The sequence below is a fragment of the Vibrio sp. JZG10 genome, from assembly GCF_054064075.1.
On sequence record NZ_JBSUGE010000028.1, the window covers coordinates 30,015 to 51,838 of the forward strand.

Consider the following 21,824-nt stretch of genomic DNA (forward strand, 5'->3'; position numbering starts at 1 on the left):
GCTCTATACGCATAATTTAAAATAGTTAAAGGAAATCATTATGTTTGTATCTAAAGAAGGTCAACAAGTCCCTCAAGTTACTTTTCCAGTTCGTCAAGGTGACTCTTGGATGAATGTAACGACTGATGAGCTATTTAAAGGTAAGACCGTTATCGTATTTAGCTTACCGGGTGCATTTACTCCAACCTGTTCATCAAGCCATCTACCTCGTTACAACGAATTGTTCCCTGTATTTAAAGAGCACGGAGTGGATGAGATTATTTGTGTCTCAGTCAATGATACGTTCGTGATGAATGCATGGAAACAAGACCAAGAAGCAGAAAACATCACCTTCATTCCTGACGGTAATGGTGAGTTCACCGATGGCATGGGCATGTTAGTGGATAAAAACGACATCGGCTTTGGTAAACGCTCATGGCGTTACAGCATGCTAGTAAAAGATGGCGTAGTAGAAAAAATGTTCATTGAGCCAAACGAACCTGGCGACCCATTCAAGGTGTCAGACGCAGATACGATGCTGAATTACATAGCGCCTGACTACAAAACGCAAGAATCCATCACGGTGTTCACTAAACCAGGCTGCCCTTTCTGTATGAAAGCGAAACAAAACCTGATTGACCACGGTCTTCAATATGAAGAAGTGATTCTGGGTAAAGACGCAACGACAGTTAGTCTACGAGCTATATCTGGTCGCACGACTGTTCCACAAGTCTTTATCGGTGGCAAGCACATCGGCGGTAGCGAAGAGCTAGAAGCGTATCTAGGCTAAGCTGTCCATAGCCTACACCCTCGGTCTCCGGTGCCTTTGGCTCGGAGGCCAACCCTAACTCACTTCTTCTACTAGTCTAGATAAGTAGTCGTCTACCGATAAGGTGACTCCTTATACAGATTCAACGACCCAATTCACTCTCCAAGCTCAATGTAGCTAGCTTGGCTTAAAAACAAAAAGCGAGAGTTCACGATGAAACAAGTTAATGTCGACGTAGCGATTATTGGTGGTGGTACTGCTGGTCTTGGCGCTTATCGAGCAGCAAAAGCTCATACTAATAGCGTAGTAATGATTGAAGGCGGCCCTTACGGAACAACCTGTGCTCGCGTCGGTTGCATGCCCTCTAAGCTGTTGATTGCGGCCGCAGAAAGTGTCCACCAAATCGAAAAAGCGCCTGGATTTGGGATCCATCCGCAAGGTGAAATACGCATTAACGGACAAGAAGTTATGGATCGTGTAAAGCGCGAACGCGATCGTTTTGTTGGCTTTGTGCTTGAAAGTGTCGATGATATTCCCGCTGAAGACAAACTATCGGGCTACGCGAAGTTTGCCGATGATCATACACTTATCATAGATGACCATACTCAAGTCACCGCAAAACGGATTGTGATCGCGACGGGCTCTCGTCCTGCTTATCCAGCAGCTTGGAATGAGTTGGGTGACCGTCTCGTAATTAATGATGATGTCTTTGATTGGGATGATTTGCCTGAGTCCGTTGCGGTATTTGGCCCCGGAGTGATCGGACTTGAACTCGGTCAAGCATTGCACCGCCTAGGGGTGAAAGTGAAGCTCTTTGGTCTTGGTGGTCAAGTTGGTCCACTGACAGATCCAGAGGTGATGGCTTACGCAGATAAAACTTTTAAAGAAGAGTTCTATCTTGATGCCGATGTAAAAGTAGAAAGCATGAAGCGCATACCATCATCGAATGCAGCAGGCGCAGACAAAGTTGAAATCAAATTCATTAACCACGACGGTGAATTAGAAACCTTTATTGTTGATTACGTTTTAGCAGCCACTGGACGACGTCCAAACGTAGATAAGCTAGCGATCGAGAACACCAATGTGGCATTAGATGAACGCGGTGTACCAACCGCAGATCACTACACATTGCAAACCTCCGTAGAGAGTATTTTTATTGCGGGTGATGCAAGTAACCAAGTTCCATTGCTGCACGAGGCTGCTGACCAAGGTCGCATTGCTGGTGATAATGCTGGTCGCTTCCCGGATATTCGTGCAGGTCTGCGTCGTTCGCCAATTTCAGCTGTATTCTCCGATCCGCAAATAGCTATGGTCGGTGAAACTTTCAAACAACTGGAAACTCGCTTAGGAAGCTGTGGTTGTTTTGTTACTGGCGAAGTCTCGTTTGAGAATCAAGGACGTTCGCGTGTCATGCTACGAAACAAAGGGATGTTACATGTCTATGGCGAGCAAGGTACTGGACGCTTTTTAGGTGCAGAGATGATGGGGCCGAACGCAGAACACCTCGCGCATCTTTTGGCTTGGGCACACCAAAATAGAATGACGGTTTCTGAGATGCTAGATATGCCCTTCTACCATCCAGTGATCGAAGAGGGTGTCCGCACCGCTCTACGTGATTTGAATGCAAAACTACACTTAGGGCCAGAAATGGTGAAACATTGCCTTGACTGTGGGCCTGGTTGCTAACGATTTCATGCTCAATCGAGCCAGTCTTTACATACCAAGAAAAACAGAAAGCCTCGTGATTAACGGGGCTTTCTGTTGACTACTTTGAGGCGATTACATAAGTACTACACTGCCATCATTGCGTAACGACTTACCATGATGATCGCGACTACACCGATCGTAAAAAAGCCACCAGCGATACTCAGCGCAAATTTCAATTCTGTCGACATGATTATTTTTCCTATTAAAGACTGACAGCGCACCATACATCAATCACGTGCCACATAAGCTCTACAAAGCTAACTTTCCATTTTTGGTTGTGTTCCTGCGCTCTAAGCTGCGACAAAAAACGCTTTCTCTCTTTGTGTTAGGTATATAATCTGAAGCAGCACTGATGCCTTGGAAAACACTATGACTTGTCGCCGTTGCGAGGAACATTGGTTTTGGAAAAAGCTTGGGCGTTGCCAACGATGCTTGGATCAGTTAACGGTGCTTTCGGTACTGTGCTGGATTGTGTGGTGGTTTGCGTTCAAAGATGATCCACAAAGCATCGAGTCGATCGCTTTGATCTTTGCTGGTTTCGCTTTCAATATTTTATTGTTTTTGCACTTATGGATGCGTTTTGTCATCTTGCCGTGGCAACGTCGGCGAGGACGAAAAGAGACGGATAAAAAAGAGTAAAGTGGCAGATAGAAAAAAGCCCCAAAACCAATATCAGTTCTGGGGCTCTCTTAGATTCTTCTAAGAAAAAGCAGTGGTACTTTAATAGACCGAGCTTCCTCTCAAAGGTTCCAAATTTTTTCGTTTTTTTTAGCAAATACTGATGTAAGTGAATCAGAAAATAACTATGTCATTGAATGCTAATAAAATCACTCCGAAATTTCAGCTCATGCCACATGCGATTTTTGGATCACTTGCTCCATTAAATTGATCTCTAGCGCCACTTCATCACACGCGTGCTGACGTGGACACTGATCGCAATCTTTCAAGACTTTTTCTGGCAACAGCGACTTCGATGTTGGTAAGAAGCTCTGCTTCATAAAGAACTCTGGCGTTCGAGTGAGGACAAAGACCTTCTTTATCGCCATTTGACGTGCTTTCTCAACCAAGTGATTTACGATTGCACTGCCCTGTCCTTGACCTTGCCAGCCTGCTTCGATACCAAGAGAGCGTATTTCAGCCAACCCTGAGTCATACACATATAGAGAAGCGCAACCTGTCACTTCACCATGATGCTCAGCCACCGCGAAGGAACCAATATCTCTCACTAGCTCATTACGAGAGCGGGGTAGATTCTCACCGAGGTTCGCCCAATAAGCCACCATGCCCTCTAGTGTTTCAATGTCCGTCAAACGTGCAGGACGCACTTTCACTGCCGAGCTGTCACGCTGGCTCAGACGTTTATCCGCTTGCTCTACCGCATAAGCGACTTGGTGAGGCGAAACGCCACCCAGCGCACAACGTTTTTCCAAACAAGACTCTATTGTCAGAATGTCATACACATCATCTTCAATCACCTCAGAGAAGGCTTTTAGCTCTTGCAGAGACAATTCTTCCAGCGCGCAGCCTTTGTCAATTGCCCCTACCACCGCTACGCCCACAATATGGTGCGCCTCACGGAATGGGATGCCTTTCGCCACTAAGTAATCAGCTAACTCCGTCGCGTTCGCATACCCTTGCTTCGCAGCTTCAAGCGTACGCTCACCATTCACTTTAATGCCATCAAAACACAGCGCAGCCATTTCCATGCAATCATTCCATGTGTCTAAAGCATCAAACAACCCTTCTTTATCTTCTTGCATGTCTTTGTTGTACGCCAATGGTAGGGCTTTCACTGTCATCATCATGCTCGATAATGCGCCATAGACACGCCCTGTCTTACCACGGATCAACTCAAGTGCATCCGGATTTTTCTTCTGTGGCATCAATGACGAACCAGACGTCACCGTATCCGCTAACTCAATGAAGTTAGACTCCCCTGAGTTGTAGAAGATCATATCTTCTGCAAGACGAGAAAGGTGCAACATAGAAATCGAGGCCACCGACATCAGTTCCATCACATGATCACGATCCGAAACCGAATCGAGTGAATTACGCGTAGCGCGGTGGAAACCGAGATTATGTGCTAATTGTTCACGATCAATCGGATAAGCCGTGCCAGCTAAAGCCCCCGAGCCAAGTGGACAAGTGTCGAGACGCTGTAAGGCATCATTCAGACGAGAGTAGTCACGCTCGAACATTTCAACATAAGCCAAACACCAGTGAGCAAAGGTGACAGGTTGAGCGCGCTGAAGATGAGTATAGCCAGGCAATACAGTGCCTTGGTGCTGCTTAGCAACATGAACCATTTGCGATTGCAGACGATCTAAAGCAATCAACAGTTGCTGGCCTTGCTGACGACACCAAAGTTTTAGGTCTGTCGCTACTTGGTCATTACGAGAACGCCCAGTGTGGAGTTTTTTACCTAAATCTCCCACTTTACTAATCAGCTGCTGTTCAACCCACGAGTGGATATCTTCTGCATCTGAGCGAAGAATTTGATGAGGATCTTCCATCACTTCTAACTTCAGCTCGTTTAAAGCAAGTTCCAGCTTTTGCTGTTCTTCTGCCGATAGAACATCTACAGAAAGCAGAGCTTTAGACCATGCGATTGAACCTACGATGTCTTGCTCAGCCAATCGGTAGTCAAAACGCAACGAATCGTTAAACTCTTTAAATCTAGTGTCTGCCGCTTGGGTAAATCTTCCGCCCCATAATGCCATTGCGTTTCTCCTGATGACTATTGCTTACTCTAACGTTCTCGAATGAGTAGTAACCAATTTGATGGTCATTTGCTCACTTTTTCTTATGGGTCAACGTTACGGCAATTTCGACAAAAAATAAAGTATAAATTCAATATTTTTACATATATATTCAAACAGGATGCATTTGCATCTTTGTACTCATAGACGTAAGCCAACAAAAAAGACCTGCTATCCAATAGCAGGTCTTTACTCAATCCGAGATGTGGAGAGATTATTTTTTCTGGCTGTTCAACGCACGGATACGGCTTGATAGCGAGTAAAGACGGATGAAACCACCCGCATGGCTTTGGTCGTAAACCTCATCTTCACCAAACGTAGCGAACTCTTCTGAGTACAAGCTGTTGTCAGAACGTTTTTGCGTTACCGTGGCTTGGCCTTTGTAGAGCTTAACAACCACTTCGCCATTCACGTCTTGCGCTAGCTCTTCTGAAGCGGCAAGGATCGACTTACATAGTGGCGTAAACCAACGGCCATCGTACACAAGGTGAGACGCTTTTAGACCTAGCTCCTCACGGAATTCGAATGATGACTTGTCTAGCACAAGCTGCTCTACAGCACGCAGCGCTTCCATCATGATGGTGCCTCCCGGTGTTTCGTAGCAGCCACGAGATTTCATTCCTACTAGACGGTTTTCCACGATATCGATACGACCAACACCGTGCTTCGCACCTTTTTCGTTTAGATACACCAACGCGTTGTATGGTGTCATCGCTTCGCCATCAACTTCGACCACCTCACCTTTTTCTACTTTCAGCGTGACGTATTCCGCTTCGTTTGGTGCTTGCTCTGGGTCTACAGTCCATACCCAGCAATCTTCGTTTGGTGCGTTCCACGTATCTTCTAGGACGCCACCTTCAGTGGAAATGTGCCATGCATTTGCATCACGTGAGTAGATCTTAGTAAGAGACGCTGAACAAGGAATGTTACGCTCAGCTAGGTAATCCAAACATTCTTCACGGCTCACTAGGTCCCATTCACGCCAAGGGGCAATCACTTGTAGATCTGGTGCTAGTGCTGCGAATGCGCCTTCGAAACGAACTTGGTCATTACCTTTACCTGTACAGCCGTGACACAATGCGTCCGCGCCCACTTTACGTGCGACTTCAACCTGTGCTTTAGCAATAATTGGACGCGCCATTGATGTACCCAGCAGGTACTTGCCTTCGTAGTACGCGCCGGTTTTTAGCGTCGGGTAAATGTAGTCTGCGACCATTTCTTCTTTCAAGTCAGCGATGTAGCACTCAGAAGCACCAGAGGCTTTTGCTTTCGCTTCAATGCCTTCTAGCTCTTCTGCGCCTTGACCAACATCGGCAACGAAAGCAACGACTTCACAATCGTAGTTCTCTTTTAGCCACGGGATAATTACTGAGGTATCTAGACCGCCTGAGTATGCGACTACCACTTTATTTACGTTCACTTTGCTCATCTCTCTTCTCCAAACTTAACTGGCGCTGCGCTCGGCGGTCAGTGCCAACTACTACTTCCTAATATTGAATTCTTTTGCTGATGCTTATTGAGGCAAAAATTGCGTTCCAATACTTTCACCAGCGAATAGCTGTACTAATTTTTCTGGGTAACGCCAGGTCGCGACTTCGATAGGACGACCAAGATCATTGGCCGCCTCCAAAGCAGCTTTAACTTTGACGATCATGCCGTCTGTGATCACATGTCCATCGATCAACATGCTCGCTTGTTGTTCCGACAGAGTTTTGATCAAATGGCCTTTTCCATCGAGTACGCCACTCACATCTGACAACAGGACTAATTCAGCATCGAGAGCACCTGCCACCGCGACTGCGGCTTGGTCAGCATTCACATTCATCATCTGGCCATCTGTGGTTAAGCCAATTGAACTGATGATCGGCAATGCACCTGTGTTTAGTACCTCTTGTAATAGCGTTGAATCACCCGGTGATGCTTTACCTACCGCGCCGAGTTCTGGGTCAAGTTCTTCAACAAGACACAAACCACCATCCGCAAGGCTAAGACCCACAGCGTTAAGACCGTCCGCAATCGCTTGACCTTGAAGCAACTTGTTTGCGGTACCTGCAAGCGCACCTGCAATCACCGGAATTTGATCGTAAGGCGTTACGCGTAAACCGTTTTTCTTTACGGTTTCAAGCTGAAGCTTTGCCATCAACTCATCAACTAGGTAGCCACCGCCATGAACGATGGCGATTTGTCGCTGTGCCGATTTTTGGTAAGCCGCAATGGCACCAAAAAGTTGGCTTAAGGTTTGAGTGCAAGATAGAGCTGCACCGCCTAGCTTAATGACTAAAGGAGCTTGATTGGTTTGCGTCATCGCATTTCCCTCTTTCAACGACTACAGCAACGCTGTCAGTTCTGGGTAACCATAATGAATATTGAGACATTGCATCGCTTGACTTGATGCACCTTTGAGTAGATTGTCGATGGCTGAAATCACAATGATGTGTTCACCTTGTACCTTCCAGCCGATATCGCAGAAAGGGGTATTTTCGACATCCTGAATACGTGGAATGCTATCGCCTTTTAAACGCACGGCAGGCTTTCCTAGATAAGCTTGTTCAAATGCTTGAGCGACTTGTTGCTCTGTAACGCCTGATGCTAGCTTCATGGTGATCGTGGCAAGAATGCCGCGTTTAAAGTTGCCTAAGTGAGGAGTAAAAATCACATCGCAACCTAAGTGCTGAGCAATTTCTGGTTGGTGACGATGAGTAAATACACCATAAGGTTGCAAGCTCACTTCACAGAAACTGTTCACCATAGAAGCTTTACGCCCAGCTCCGGATACACCGCTGGTCGCATTAATGACAGGCCATTGATTGGTATCCACTAATGCATTTTCGAGTAGAGGTTTGATGGCTAACTGCGAAGCAGTCGGGTAGCAACCTGCTACAGCAACTAAGGGAGCAGTTTTAATTGATTCCTGGTTCCACTCTGCTAAGCCGTATGCAGCTTTATCTAGCCAGTTATTATGTTGATGCTCGAAGCCATAAAAGGTGTTGTAAAAACCTTCACTTTGGACGCGGAATGCCCCCGATAAATCGAATACCTGACAGCCTGCCTCCAAGAAAGTTGGGGCTAGATCGTGGCTCACCTCATGAGCCGTTGCTAAAAACACCACATCCGATTCTTGAGCGATTTGCAGTGGATCCGTTAGTGGCGAGACCGGCATATCAATGATGCCTGCTAACTTACCGTGCAGCTGCGCAATATTCTTTCCTGCATCAACACTGTTGGCGGAAACGTATAAACCTGATAGCGTGAGTTGTGGGTGTTTATTAACCATTAACGCTAACTCTGCGCCGGTGTAACCGCTGGCTCCAATAATCGTGGTTTTTAGCATTGTGTGACATCCATATACTTAAAGGCTCAAATGACTATTCATATTTAATTTTTGCTTTATTTTGATTTTTTATTCATTAAACATGATTTAATATGTGTTTTACATTTTTGTGGTCTGTCTGTCAACAGGAGATTTGAAGAATCCATGCAATTACCAACTTTTCTAGAGGTCTATGAAGGACTCATCAGCACCTCTTCTATCAGCTCCACGGATCCGAGCTGGGATCAGGGCAATGCAAAAGTCATCGAAAAACTCGCATCTTGGTTTAAAGATCTGGGTTTTAGCGTTGAAGTGATCGAAGTCGAGCCAGGCAAGCACAATATGATCGCACGTATGGGAGAGGGTGAAGGCGGCCTTTTACTTGCTGGCCATAGTGATACCGTGCCATTCGATCAAGGGCGATGGAATTTTGAGCCGCATAAACTGACGGAAAAAGACAACCGCTTTTACGGTTTAGGCACGGCAGACATGAAGGGCTTTTTTGCCTTTATTTACGAAGCCGTCAAAAAAGTCGACTGGAGTAAGCAAACCAAGCCGCTATACGTATTAGCCACTTGTGACGAAGAAACCACCATGTTGGGTGCACGACATTTCACCGTAAACGCTCCTTTTAAGCCGGATTACTGCATTATTGGTGAGCCCACCAGCCTCATTCCTATTCGCGGCCACAAAGGTCATGTGGCGAATGCAATTCGGGTCACGGGTAAGTCAGGCCATTCATCCGATCCTGCCTTAGGCGTTAACGCGATTGAGATCATGCATGAAGTGATGTTTGCCATGATGCAACTGCGCGATAAATTGGTGAAAGAATACCACCATCCGGGTTTTGCCATTCCAAGCCCTACCCTAAACCTTGGACACATTCACGGCGGTGACAGCGCTAACCGTATTTGTGGTTGCTGTGAGCTGCACTATGATGTTCGCCCACTACCAGGGATCAGCCTGGATGGCCTAGAAAATATGCTGCGCGGAGCATTAAAAGAAGTCGAAGCAAAGTGGCCTGGACGCTTGGAGATAATTCCCTTACATGAACCAATTCCGGGTTACGAATGCCAACATGACCACCCATTTATCGGTGGTGTTGAAGAGATCTGCCAAACTAGTTCAGAAACCGTGAACTACTGTACTGAGGCGCCCTTCTTACAACAGCTCTGTCCAACCTTAGTTCTTGGCCCGGGTTCAATTGACCAAGCGCACCAACCGGATGAGTTTCTCTCATTTGATTTTATCGATCCCACAATTGATGTGCTTTCAAAGGCAATGGTCAAGTATTGCTGTTAATACGCGAATAAACTCAAAAGTCAGTGCAGCTCGATTGAGCTGCATCTTTTTATCTTCACAATTTAGCGCTAGCCTTAACACTTCTTTAACTTGTTATTTTGTAATTAATTTTCACTTCTTATTCTACAGCTGCCGTAAATTTGCTCTAAATCAGGAGACAGCGGAATAATTGCAAACTTAGTCTGCTTTATTTGACTATAACTGGTGCTTTTCGCTAGATTGGAGTCTTAACAAGGACAATGGATGTAGTTTTTTTACGAGGCAGGACGACAATGAACGAGAAATACGCCGCACTCAAAAGTAATGTGCGCATGTTAGGCCACTTATTGGGTAACACCATTCGCGATGCCCATGGCGAAGAAATCTTCGAGAAAGTGGAAACCATTCGTAAATTATCCAAATCAGCTCAAGCAGGAAATCAAGCAGACAGGGACAGCTTGATCGAAGAAATCAAACATTTACCTGATGAGCAACTAACGCCCGTTACCCGTGCGTTTAACCAATTTCTAAATCTCACCAATATTGCTGAGCAATACCACACGATTTCACGCCATTGTGAAGAGCACATTTGTGAACCAGACGCGATTAACTCGCTGTTTTCTAAACTGGTACAAAACGATGTGAGCAAACTGGACACTGCGCAAGCGGTTCGTGATCTGAATATTGAATTGGTATTGACGGCTCACCCAACGGAAATCACGCGTCGCACGATGATCAACAAGTTGGTCAAGATCAACGAGTGCTTATCAAAGTTGGAACTGAGTGATCTTTCTTCTAAAGAGCGCAAGAAAACCGAGCGTCGTTTAGAGCAACTGATCGCACAAAGCTGGCATTCAGACGTAATTCGACAACAGCGCCCTACTCCGCTGGATGAAGCAAAATGGGGTTTTGCAGTCGTTGAAAACTCACTATGGGAAGCGGTGCCAGACTTCTTACGTGAAATGCACGATCGCTTGAAATCTTACTTGGGTGAAGGTTTACCAATTGATGCTCGCCCAGTGCACTTCTCTTCTTGGATGGGGGGGGACCGCGACGGTAACCCGTTCGTCACTCATAGCGTGACGCGTGAAGTATTGCTTCTGTCTCGTTGGAAAGCCGCAGATCTTTATCTCAATGACATCAACGAGTTGATCAGTGAACTATCTATGACGGTTTCAAACGATCAAGTTCGTGAACTTGCTGGCGAAGATCAGCACGAACCATATCGTGCAATCCTGAAACAACTTCGCTCACTATTGAACGAAACCAAAGATATTCTCGATGCTAAGATCCATGGTCAAAAACTGGCCGTTAAAGCTCCGTTGCAAAAAGTCGAGCAACTTTGGGAACCTCTGTATGCCTGTTACCAGTCGCTAAATGAATGTGGCATGGGTGTGATCGCAAATGGCTCTCTACTAGATACATTGCGCCGCGTAAAAGCATTTGGTATTCATCTTGTTCGCCTTGATATCCGCCAAGAGAGCACGCGTCATTCAGACGTATTGTCTGAATTAACCCGCTACTTAGGCATTGGTGATTACGAACAATGGAGCGAGCAAGATAAGATTGCTTTCCTAACCAACGAACTCGCATCTAAGCGTCCTCTTCTGCCTCGTGATTGGGAACCATCAGAACCTGTCAAAGAGGTTTTGGACACCTGTAAGATTATTGCAGCACAACCGCGTGAAGCATTCGGTGCCTACGTTATTTCTATGGCACGCACTGCATCGGATGTGTTAGCAGTCCACCTACTTCTGCAAGAAGCAGGCTGCCCATATCGTATGGATGTTTGCCCATTATTCGAGACGCTAGACGACTTGAACAATGCAGAATCGGTCATCAAACAGCTGATGGGTATCGACCTATACCGTGGCTTTATCCAAAACCACCAAATGGTCATGATTGGTTACTCTGACTCAGCGAAAGATGCGGGTGTCATGTCTGCAGGCTGGGCTCAGTACCATGCAATGGAGTCGTTAGTAAAAGTGGCGGAAGAAGAAGGTGTTGAACTGACTCTATTCCACGGTCGTGGCGGTACAGTAGGCCGCGGCGGCGCGCCAGCACACGCAGCACTTCTGTCTCAACCACCAAAAAGCTTGAAAGGTGGTTTGCGCGTAACAGAACAAGGCGAGATGATCCGCTTTAAACTGGGCCTTCCAGATGTCGCTGTAAACAGTTTTAACCTTTACGCGAGCGCGATTCTAGAAGCCAACCTATTGCCACCACCAGAGCCAAAACAAGAATGGCGCGACTTAATGGAAGTGCTATCAGAAGTTAGCTGCGAGTCTTATCGCAACGTAGTTCGCGGCGAGCCTGACTTTGTGCCTTACTTCCGTCAAGCGACACCAGAGCTCGAGCTCGGTAAGTTGCCACTTGGCTCTCGTCCTGCAAAACGTAATCCGAAGGGCGGAGTGGAAAGCTTACGTGCAATCCCGTGGATCTTCTCATGGAGCCAAAATCGTTTGGTACTTCCAGCATGGTTAGGTGCGGGTGAAGCAATTCAATACTCGATCGATAAAGGTCACCAAGCGCTGCTCGAAGAGATGTGTCGTGAATGGCCGTTCTTCTCGACTCGCCTTGGCATGTTAGAAATGGTGTACTCGAAGTGTAATATCGATATTTCTCGCTATTACGATGAGCGATTGGTGGATGAATCACTCCGTCCACTCGGTGAAAAGCTTCGCGCTCAGCTTCAAGAAGATATCAAAGCAGTACTGAATGTAGAGAACAACGAAAACTTGATGCAGCATGACCCTTGGGGACTCGAATCAATTCGCTTGCGCAACATCTACGTTGAGCCATTGAACATGCTACAAGCCGAGTTGCTATACCGTACACGCCAAACCGAAGAAGCATCTGCAAACCTAGAAGAAGCACTAATGGTGACAATTGCTGGTATTGCAGCTGGCATGCGCAACACAGGCTAATCGCTTCATTTGTAATAAAAAAGCTGAGCAAGTGCTCAGCTTTTTTTTGGCGCTGGATAATTGCGCAACCAAAAGACAGTTTAATAAACTATAAAAAACCCAAAAATTACCACACAAAAAGAATAAAAAACCACAAGTTAACACTATTGATTATTATGTTAGTTTTTTAGGGTAATTTTGTCCTACTATTCCACTTCATGCTTATTATTTATATACTACTTGCCTGCTGAGAGCTCATAAATCCAATCATACCTGCTCCAGCCATGATGGGACTCCCCATCTCTCTAGGTGATAAACGGCTTTAAGGTGACAGGACCAACATTGTTGGTGCTACTTATACATTAAAAAACTCAAGTGCCAGAAAGAGCACAGCTGAAAGTATAAGTAGCTTGTTTACAAGTTTATTGACCATTTGGATTGAAGACATGTCATTACCACACGTAATCTTAACTGTTCTTAGCACTCGCGACGCAACCGGTTACGATATCACTAAAGAATTCTCTGCTAGCATCGGTTACTTCTGGAAAGCAAGCCACCAACAAGTGTACCGTGAACTCAATAAAATGGCCGAGAAAGAGCTGGTTACTTGCGTATTAGAACCCCAAGAAGGCAAACCAGACCGTAAGGTTTACTCCATCACAGATGCTGGTCGCAGCGCTTTAGGAGAATGGTTTGATCAACCAACTGCACACCCGACTGTTCGTGATGAATTTTCAGCGAAATTGATGGCATGTGCCGTTCAACCATCAACACCTTTCCGTGATCAACTCGCCGAACTGGTTGAAGAGTCTCGCAAACTGGTTTCTCACTACAAAGAAATTGAAGCGGCTTACTACGCAACGCCGTCAACTTTAGACAAACAAGCTCGCCTAGAGCGTTTAACGCTTCGTCGTAACCTACTGTTACGTGAAACGTGGATCACGTGGGCTGAAGAAGTCCTAACAGAACTTGAAGTGATTGGTTAATTTCCTTTTACTTTGATACAACGAAAAAGGCTTGCCACTCGGCAAGCCTTTTGTCTTTTTGAAACCCGATTTATGCACCTACTACAGCGCGAGGACGAACGCCTAGCGTATGACATAAAGCGTAAGTCATCTCTGCACGGTTTAGGGTGTAGAAGTGGAAATCCTTAACGCCTTCACGACTCAGTACGCGCACCATATCAATAGCTTGGCTTGCTCCCACAAGCTGACGAGTCACCGGATCATCATCCAAGCCTTCGAACTGTTTACTCATCCAGCCTGGTACTTTCACATTGTTCTGCGCAGCAAAGCGAGAGGCTTGCTTAAAGTTCGATACAGGCAAAATTCCTGGCACAATTTCCACGTCAATTCCTGCCGCTACACAACGGTCACGGAATCGAAGATAAGACTCAACATCAAAAAAGAACTGAGTAATTGCACGGTTTGCGCCAGCATCAACCTTACGTTTTAGGTTCAATAAGTCAGACTGCGCACTTTTAGCTTCAGGGTGAACCTCAGGAAACGCGGCAACTGAGATATCAAAATCGTGACGTGATTTCAGCAACTCAACCAGATCCGAGGCATACATGTCAGGCGCACCGCCACCAGGAGGAATATCACCACGCAGAGCAACGATATTTTCAATGCCATTATTCCAGTAATCATCGGCAATATTAATCAACTCTTCGCGAGTCGCATCAATACAAGTGAGGTGAGGAGCGGCAACCAATCCTGTTGTTGCTTTGATTTCTTTAATGATGGAGTGCGTTCTGTCACGCTCGCCAGAGTTCGCGCCGTAAGTAACAGAAACAAATTTAGGTTGGAGCGTTTTAAGACGGTGCACTGAATTCCAGAGTGTCTCTTCCATCTTAGCGCTGCTTGGTGGAAAAAACTCAAATGATACATTGATGTTGTCTGACAACTCAGCAATATTCTGGTTCAAGGCGTCAATATGGCCTGCGTGCGTGTATCCCATCTTACTCTCCCTGTGGCACTCCGCCACGAAAACAAATTCCTTAAATCGACGTTTAGACGTCTATATGTCTACAGAATGTATTGAATACGATTTAATGTCAACCTTGTAATTATGAATTTTTCTCAAGTTAATAATGAGGATAGTTCAAGTTATTACTTGAACGTTATTTCACCACTTATCACAAGCCGATACTTCAGTATGACACTGAAGGAAAAATAAAAAACCCTGGTCGGGTTCCAGGGTTTTAGGTATCTCGCAACTTTAGAATAAACCGGCTAATCGGTTGAGGTCGGATTGAATCGCGCCGGCTGTCACTTCTCTTCCTGCGCCAGGCCCTCGAATAACGAGTGGGTTATCTTTGTACCACTTACTTTCAATGGCAAAAATGTTGTCGCACGGCAGTAGGTTGGCGAGTGCATGTTCACGAGATAACGCTTCTACTCCCACCGTCGCTTTACCATTTTTTTCTAAACGCGCAACGTAGCGAAGCACTTGGTCGTTTCTCTGTGCTTTTGTCAGGCGCTCTTGCAGTATTTCACTCAACAGCCCTCCGTTATCGAAGAAGTCATCGATGCTAAGTTCTCTTAATTCTTCTGGTACCAGAGATTCAACCTTAACGCTGCCCGGCTCAATATCGAGACCAGACTCTCGAGCTAAGATAACCAGCTTACGCATCACATCTGAACCATCTAAATCAGAACGAGGATCAGGCTCTGTTAAACCTTGCTGCCAAGCGAGGTCGACTAAATCATTAAATGGTACTGAGCCGTCAAATTGTTGGAATAACCATGATAACGTCCCTGAGAAAATACCCGATAGAGCAACGATCTCATCACCACTTTCACGTAGATCTCGCACGGTATGGTTTATCGGTAACCCCGCACCAACCGTCGCATTGTACAGCCAATAACGACCAATTTTAGCGAATGCATCTTGAACCTGATGGTAATACTGGCTATCAGCCGAACCCGCCACTTTGTTAGCGGAAATCAAATGAATGCCCTGCTGCGCAATTTCTACATAGCGCTGAGCTAAGTCTTTGCTCGCTGTCACATCAAGCACTACGGCTTCATCGTAATTTTTTAGCGCTCCTAAATGATTCAACCAAGACCCATCGTTTGCTAGGCTTTCATCATCAAATCGTTCAGCAACACTTGCTGCATCAATACCTTGCTCATCGAACCAGTAGGTTTGACTATCCACGACTGCGACAAGGTCGAAGCTCATGCCATGACGTTTTTCGAGCTCACCTTTTTGAGTTGCAAATAAATTTAACCAACTAGAACCAATGTTGCCCTTGCCACATAAAGCCACCGCCACGCGCTTTTGTGCTTGGAACAACTGGCTATGAATCGTTTGAACCAACACTTCGGTATCAGTACGACGCAAAACGGCGACTAAACTCAGCCCCGACTCAGTTTCAGAAATAAATTCAACCGGAGAGTGTTTTAACTTCTGATAAAAACCAAAACAATGGTTGGCGTTTTTCGTAACGCCAGCGCCTACCGCCGCCAAGAGAGAGTAGCCTTCTTTGAGCTTAATCTCCGCTTCAACCGCAAGCTCTTGTAAGTGTTTCAGTGCGCCACCGGCAATTTCTGCGGTATACGCCAAGCGCAACGTGTGTTGATCGGGCTGTGCCTCAAATGCCAATGGCTCCAATTGCGCTCGCTGCAACGCTTGTAATACATCATTCTGTGTTTTTTCGAAGTCGTGCCCATGCATGAAAGACAGCTGCACCAATAAAACATCATCCAGCGAGGTAATAATTTTAGCGCCACGGCCAGACGCTAAGACACGCTCAATACGAGTGGAGCCCGATTCCGGCAGATAGCTACACTTGAGGTTGAGATCCATAGTACTTTGCGCCACAGGCTGAAGTGTACGACTGTGTAGGACTGGGGCGGCTAAACGGGCGAGTTCGCTGGCTTCATCCAATCGAAGTAACGGTAACAGACACGCGTCTGCCACCAAACGCGGATCGGCACTATAGACACCGGCAACGTCACTCCAAATGGTGACCGTGCTCACTTCAGCCAGAGCACCAATGACAGTTGCAGAATAGTCAGAGCCATTACGACCAAGTAAAATGGTTTCGCCCGCCTCGTTCTGAGCCATAAAGCCAGTAATTACCACACGTTTATGATTGTGTTGCGCGAGAACTTCTTTTATCAAAGGATATGAACGAGCGCGATCAACTTCAGGTTGAGTCCCGGCTTCCGCACGTAAAAACGCTCGTGCATCTTGTGCGACAGCGGGGATAGAACGTTGAGATAATAACGCGGCCAATAGGCGAGCAGACCAAACTTCTCCGTGTCCTAGTACCGCGGCTTTTTGCGCGCCAGTGAGTGGTGCTGTCAGCTCAGATAAGGTACTGAACTCATCATGCAGTAACGCTAATAGCTCTTCTTGTACTTCATTTTCCAACAAGTTTTCTATTAGCTCAGTTTGGAACTGTCTTAGGCTTTGAAGTGCTTCATGCGCGATTCGGCCATCTTTGTCTAACCCTTCTAGGAACTCAATCAAGCGGTTAGTGGTTTTTCCTGCCGCCGAAACGACCACAAGATCATTTTCCGTCGAATACTCCTTAAGAATATCCACAACGCGTAAATAGCATTCTGGGTTTGCTAAGCTACTGCCACCAAACTTATGCAGCTGACGTTGTACAGTCATTATTCTCGTCTCCTATTATTGGGCAGCTTTAGCGAATGCTTGCTCTAAATCTGTGATGAGATCTTGTGCATCTTCCAAGCCGACAGACAAACGCAATAGTTGATGCGACACCCCCGCATCTGCAAGTGCTTCCTCTCCCATAGCGCGATGCGTCATGGATGCCGGATGACAAATCAAGCTTTCTACTCCACCTAATGACTCAGCCAATGAAAACAGTTGGAGCTCTTTAACGAACACTTTTAACTGCTCAAACGAACCGGCAAACTCAAAGCTCAGCATAGAGCCAAAGCCCGTTTGCTGCTTTTTAGCAATGTCATGACCCGGGTGCTCCGGCAGGCTTGGATGATAAATGGTTTTAACTAACGCTTGCTTCTGGAGATAAGCCAGTACCTGCTGTGAACTCTCTTCATGCACTCGCATGCGAGCACCAAGTGTACGAATGCCTCGCAACGTCATATAACTATCGAAAGGTGTGCCAGTCGCACCAATGCAATTGCCCCACCATGCAAGCTCTTCTGCATGCGCTTCTGTTTTGGTGATGATCACGCCACCAATCACGTCTGAATGACCGTTGATGTACTTCGTTGTGGAGTGGATAACAAAATCCGCACCTAGCTCTAAAGGTTTTTGGTACACGGGTGTCAAAAAGGTATTGTCCACCGCAACTAACGCGCCGACTTGTTTCGCTTTTTCACAGGTAGCTGCAATATCCACTACGCGAACCAGAGGGTTTGACGGAGTTTCTAGCAAAATGAGTTTTGGTTTTTGTGCTAATGCTGCATCCAAAGCTTGCTCGTCTGATTGATCGACAAACTGAACCTTAAAATCGCCTTTGTTGGCTCGGGTATTAAAAAGACGATAGGTGCCGCCATAACAATCGTGAGGAGCAATAATGAGATCATCAGGGCCAAGAAAAGCGGACACCCATAAATTTAATGCCGACGTACCGCAGTTCGTGACAACCGCTCCTTTTCCAGACTCGAGTTCAGATAACGCACTTTCCAACAGTCCGCGGTTTGGATTTCCAGATCGCGTGTAATCATACTTAGGTACTTCACCAAAAGCAGGAAAACCATAGTTAGTGGAAAGATAAATAGGTGGAACGACAGCGTGATATTGGCTGTCTGATTCAATACCAGTGCGTACTGCAATGGTCGCAGGTTTGCGAGAGCTCATGGGTGTATCCTTTCACGGGTAATGACTTCTAAATAGGAATGCGCTATATCTAATGAGTAAAATAAAGTGATCAACACGCTTCCTTTGCTGTTCTGTTCACTTTACTCGTCAAAAAATGAGACGTCAACACTTCTAGACGTCTATATGTCTTTGCTTATGGCGGTAAATGCAGCTAAAATCAGCACCTAAATTATTTTTAACCGATTACATAAATGAAGGTGTGCAATGGCTGACTGGAATGGCGAATACATTAGCCCATATGCAGAGCACGGCAAAAAAAGCGAACAAGTAAAAAAAATTACCGTCTCTATCCCGCTAAAAGTTTTAAAAGTGCTAACTGATGAGCGTACTCGCCGTCAGATCAATAACTTACGCCATGCAACCAATAGTGAATTACTATGCGAAGCATTTTTGCACGCGTATACAGGTCAGCCACTTCCAACAGATGAAGACCTTCGTAAAGACCGTCCAGATGATATTCCAACAGAAGTAAAAGCACTGATGACCGAAATGGGCATCGAATTTGAGTCATTTGACGAAGAGTAAAAAGCGAGACTGGAGGCTTCTGATAGCAATTCTTATCTCGAGCCAAAAGAATGATATAAAAAATGGGACGCAATTGCGTCCCATTTTTTGTACATCACATCTAATAGATATATTACTCTGCCATGTAGTTTTCAGGCATCTCGATACGAGCAACACCTGAATCAACTGCCGCCTGAGCCACAGCTTTTGCAACACGTGGTAGTAAACGTGAATCCATTGGTTTTGGAATGATGTAGTCTGCACCAAACTCAAGCTTATCGACGCCTGCGGCCTTCAATACAGTTTCAGGTACAGGCTCTTTTGCTAGCTCACGAATCGCCTCAACGGCTGCAAGTTTCATTTCATCATTGATTTCACTTGCGCGCACATCAAGAGCACCACGGAAGATGAATGGGAAACACAATACGTTGTTTACTTGGTTCGGGTAATCACTACGGCCAGTCCCCATGATCAAATCATCACGAACAGCGTGGGCAAGTTCCGGCTTAATTTCAGGATCTGGATTCGAACATGCAAATACGATTGGCTTATCTGCCATCAGCTTCAACGCTTCCGCTGGCAATAGGTTTGGACCAGATACACCTAGGAACAGATCCGCGCCTTCAATCACGTCTTCTAATGTGCGTTTGTCCGTGTTGTTTGCGAATAGCTGCTTGTATTCATTAAGATCATCACGACGAGTGTGGATCACACCTTTACGATCCAGCATGTAAATTTTTTCGCGCATTGCACCACATTTAATCAGCAGCTCCATACACGCAACAGCTGCAGCGCCAGCGCCAAGACAAACGATCGTTGAGTCTTCAAGCTTCTTACCTTGAAGTTCGATCGCGTTCAGCATGCCTGCTGCCGTTACAATCGCAGTACCGTGCTGATCATCGTGGAATACTGGTACATCACAACGTTCAATTAGACGCTTTTCAATCTCAAAGCAATCTGGTGCTTTAATATCTTCAAGGTTGATACCACCAAAGGTGTCTGCAATGCTTGCAACAGTATCAACAAATTCATCGATCGTGCGGTGCTTAACTTCAATATCAATCGAATCAAGACCTGCAAAACGTTTAAACAGTAACGCTTTACCTTCCATCACTGGCTTAGATGCAAGTGGACCTAGGTTACCTAGACCTAAAATAGCGGTACCGTTAGAAATAACAGCAACCATGTTGCCTTTCGCTGTGTACTTGTACACGTTATCAGGGTTTTGTGCGATTTCACGCACTGGTTCTGCAACACCTGGGCTGTAAGCAAGGGCAAGATCACCCGCCGTTTCCGCAGGCTTTGTCAATTCGACAGCAATCTTCCCTGGAGTTGGATAAGCATGGTAATCCAATGCTTTTTGGCGATGTTCTTCTTCTGGAGTGGCTGCTTGGCGATTGTCTTCAGACATGGACGTTTCTCTTTTTTATTTTTAGGTAAGGGGGGATAAATTCTATCGGATAGAAATCAAACTTCATAGGCAAGATTGCGAGCAATATCCTTAAAAAGCCGATAATAAAAGAGATTAGACCAGATAGCGGGGATAAGCACCTGATTTTCGAGTCAGGTGCTCTTTTCTTCTTACAATTGAAGTGCGCAAAATCCTGGACGTTATTACTCTTCGTCTACGTATTGCGCTTGGAGGTAGTTCTCAATGCCAGACATTTCAATCAAGCCAAGTTGCGTCTCTAGCCAATCAACATGCTCTTCTTCATCTTCAAGAATATCTTGAAACAGATCGCGAGACACATAGTCTCGAATGTCTTCAGCATAAGCAATCGCATCTTTTAAATCTGGAATGGCGGCCATTTCAAGCTTTAAGTCACACTCGAGCATTTCTTTAGTGTCTTCACCTATCATCAACTTGCCTAAATCTTGTAGATTAGGTAAGCCCTCAAGAAACAAAATACGCTCAATCAGATGATCGGCATGTTTCATCTCATCGATAGATTCGTGATATTCCTTATCTGCTAGGTGCTTTAACCCCCAGTCCTTATACATTCGAGCATGAAGAAAATACTGATTAATAGCGATGAGCTCATTTCCGAGCACTTTATTGAGATGTTGGATGATGATTGGATCGCCTTTCATGACAAAAACCTCCTCTTTGGCTTCATTTAAATGTAGAAGCAAATGAGAAGGTGTCAAAACGCTAGGCAAATAATTACTTAATTACTGCATGCTCACAGTAATTAGCTAGCTTGTTTGAATACCGTGTAACTGGTTTCCGCTAAAATATCCTTGGCTTGTCTGATGCACTTACCACATTGGCTACCCAATGCTGTGCATTTTTTGATTCCTTTAATATCCGTTACGCCTTCATCTATCGCCAACTTCCTAATTTTCTTGTCGGAGACCCCATGGCAAAGACAAACGTACATAATCAAAAACCTATTAAATTAACCTGTGGCAACCAATATAAACAAGAATAGTTCTTGTTACCAGTCGCATTGATAGGCCTGTTCAGAATATTTTGTTATATAGATTTGGGGACAGTAGTCAAAGATCAGAGAGTTAGGTGCTACGACCAAAGGTGTTGAAAAATAGAGCCGGTAATATTCTGTTTTTAAATTAAAAAATTAACGCATTTCCTACGAACACTTATAACCAAATATAATTTAGATATAAAAAAGGGAAGCCTAAGCTTCCCTTTCTCGATGCGCTTTCTTCATAAAGAAGAAGAGTGCAAGATTTCGTTTAATTCGTTATGAATTAGTCGAAGATCTTAGCAACAACACCAGCACCTACTGTACGGCCACCTTCACGGATCGCGAAACGTAGAC

The 21,824-nt window shown here is 45.5% G+C and carries 18 protein-coding genes; 7 read left to right on the plus strand and 11 right to left on the minus strand.

Annotated elements, in window-relative coordinates:
* The first annotated feature begins 40 nt into the window (after nt 1-40).
* From ACWYVB_RS21945 to ACWYVB_RS21955, 3 genes are all read left to right on the plus strand, one after another.
* Nucleotides 41-769 (plus strand): redoxin family protein, encoded by a 729-nt coding sequence (locus ACWYVB_RS21945; RefSeq protein WP_005395721.1) that lies wholly within the window; start codon nt 41-43, stop codon nt 767-769.
* A 192-nt stretch (nt 770-961) separates the two neighbouring features.
* Nucleotides 962-2,434, plus strand: coding sequence for a dihydrolipoyl dehydrogenase (locus ACWYVB_RS21950; protein ID WP_258645450.1), 1,473 nt, complete (start codon nt 962-964; stop codon nt 2,432-2,434).
* Nucleotides 2,435-2,824: 390 nt separating this feature from the next.
* Nucleotides 2,825-3,094 (plus strand): DUF3624 domain-containing protein, encoded by a 270-nt coding sequence (locus tag ACWYVB_RS21955; protein ID WP_012841349.1) that lies wholly within the window; start codon nt 2,825-2,827, stop codon nt 3,092-3,094.
* Nucleotides 3,095-3,300: 206 nt separating this feature from the next.
* Here ACWYVB_RS21955 and argH read toward each other — a convergent pair whose 3' ends face one another.
* The 4 genes from argH to argC form a co-directional block, all read right to left on the minus strand.
* Nucleotides 3,301-5,175 (minus strand): argininosuccinate lyase, encoded by a 1,875-nt coding sequence (gene argH / locus ACWYVB_RS21960; protein WP_046874629.1) that lies wholly within the window; start codon nt 5,173-5,175, stop codon nt 3,301-3,303.
* 253 nt (nt 5,176-5,428) lie between these two features.
* Nucleotides 5,429-6,643 (minus strand): argininosuccinate synthase, encoded by a 1,215-nt coding sequence (locus ACWYVB_RS21965; RefSeq protein ID WP_017821738.1) that lies wholly within the window; start codon nt 6,641-6,643, stop codon nt 5,429-5,431.
* An 84-nt stretch (nt 6,644-6,727) separates the two neighbouring features.
* Nucleotides 6,728-7,519 (minus strand): acetylglutamate kinase, encoded by a 792-nt coding sequence (gene argB, locus ACWYVB_RS21970; RefSeq protein WP_457530159.1) that lies wholly within the window; start codon nt 7,517-7,519, stop codon nt 6,728-6,730.
* Between the two features lie 21 nt (nt 7,520-7,540).
* On the minus strand, nt 7,541-8,545 hold the full coding sequence (gene argC, locus ACWYVB_RS21975; RefSeq protein ID WP_457530161.1) for an N-acetyl-gamma-glutamyl-phosphate reductase: 1,005 nt from the start codon (nt 8,543-8,545) through the stop codon (nt 7,541-7,543).
* Nucleotides 8,546-8,689: 144 nt separating this feature from the next.
* Between argC and argE the strand changes: the two genes are divergently transcribed.
* The 3 genes from argE (at nt 8,690) to ACWYVB_RS21990 (ending at nt 13,697) form a co-directional block, all read left to right on the plus strand.
* Nucleotides 8,690-9,826 (plus strand): acetylornithine deacetylase, encoded by a 1,137-nt coding sequence (gene argE / locus ACWYVB_RS21980; RefSeq protein ID WP_457530163.1) that lies wholly within the window; start codon nt 8,690-8,692, stop codon nt 9,824-9,826.
* 272 nt (nt 9,827-10,098) lie between these two features.
* Nucleotides 10,099-12,732, plus strand: a complete 2,634-nt coding sequence (gene ppc, locus ACWYVB_RS21985) for a phosphoenolpyruvate carboxylase (protein WP_005395732.1) — start codon at nt 10,099-10,101, stop codon at nt 12,730-12,732.
* A 425-nt stretch (nt 12,733-13,157) separates the two neighbouring features.
* Entirely contained in the window at nt 13,158-13,697 is a 540-nt protein-coding gene (locus ACWYVB_RS21990; RefSeq protein WP_005395734.1) for a PadR family transcriptional regulator, read from the plus strand.
* A 70-nt stretch (nt 13,698-13,767) separates the two neighbouring features.
* On the opposite strand, the gene metF is transcribed toward ACWYVB_RS21990, so the two are convergent.
* From metF to ACWYVB_RS22005, 3 genes are all read right to left on the minus strand, one after another.
* On the minus strand, nt 13,768-14,670 hold the full coding sequence (gene metF, locus ACWYVB_RS21995) for a methylenetetrahydrofolate reductase (protein WP_005395737.1): 903 nt from the start codon (nt 14,668-14,670) through the stop codon (nt 13,768-13,770).
* Between the two features lie 261 nt (nt 14,671-14,931).
* Nucleotides 14,932-17,340: a bifunctional aspartate kinase/homoserine dehydrogenase II gene (locus ACWYVB_RS22000; protein ID WP_457530167.1), complete on the minus strand. Its 2,409-nt coding sequence runs from the start codon at nt 17,338-17,340 to the stop codon at nt 14,932-14,934.
* Nucleotides 17,341-17,355: 15 nt separating this feature from the next.
* On the minus strand, nt 17,356-18,516 hold the full coding sequence (locus ACWYVB_RS22005; RefSeq protein WP_074191332.1) for an O-succinylhomoserine (thiol)-lyase: 1,161 nt from the start codon (nt 18,514-18,516) through the stop codon (nt 17,356-17,358).
* 225 nt (nt 18,517-18,741) lie between these two features.
* On the opposite strand from ACWYVB_RS22005, the gene metJ reads away from it, so the two are divergent.
* Nucleotides 18,742-19,062, plus strand: coding sequence for a met regulon transcriptional regulator MetJ (gene metJ / locus ACWYVB_RS22010; protein WP_005381353.1), 321 nt, complete (start codon nt 18,742-18,744; stop codon nt 19,060-19,062).
* A gap of 112 nt (nt 19,063-19,174) precedes the next feature.
* Here metJ and ACWYVB_RS22015 read toward each other — a convergent pair whose 3' ends face one another.
* From ACWYVB_RS22015 to ACWYVB_RS22030, 4 genes are all read right to left on the minus strand, one after another.
* Nucleotides 19,175-20,452, minus strand: a complete 1,278-nt coding sequence (locus ACWYVB_RS22015; RefSeq protein ID WP_006742766.1) for a malic enzyme-like NAD(P)-binding protein — start codon at nt 20,450-20,452, stop codon at nt 19,175-19,177.
* 203 nt (nt 20,453-20,655) lie between these two features.
* Nucleotides 20,656-21,132, minus strand: coding sequence for a bacterioferritin (bfr, locus tag ACWYVB_RS22020; RefSeq protein ID WP_005395745.1), 477 nt, complete (start codon nt 21,130-21,132; stop codon nt 20,656-20,658).
* A 101-nt stretch (nt 21,133-21,233) separates the two neighbouring features.
* A complete protein-coding gene (locus tag ACWYVB_RS22025; RefSeq protein ID WP_031780493.1) occupies nt 21,234-21,422 on the minus strand; it encodes a (2Fe-2S)-binding protein in 189 nt (62 codons plus the stop codon).
* Between the two features lie 331 nt (nt 21,423-21,753).
* A partial coding sequence (locus ACWYVB_RS22030) for an EF-Tu C-terminal domain-related protein (RefSeq protein WP_009599998.1) occupies nt 21,754-21,824 on the minus strand: 71 nt, incomplete at its 5' end.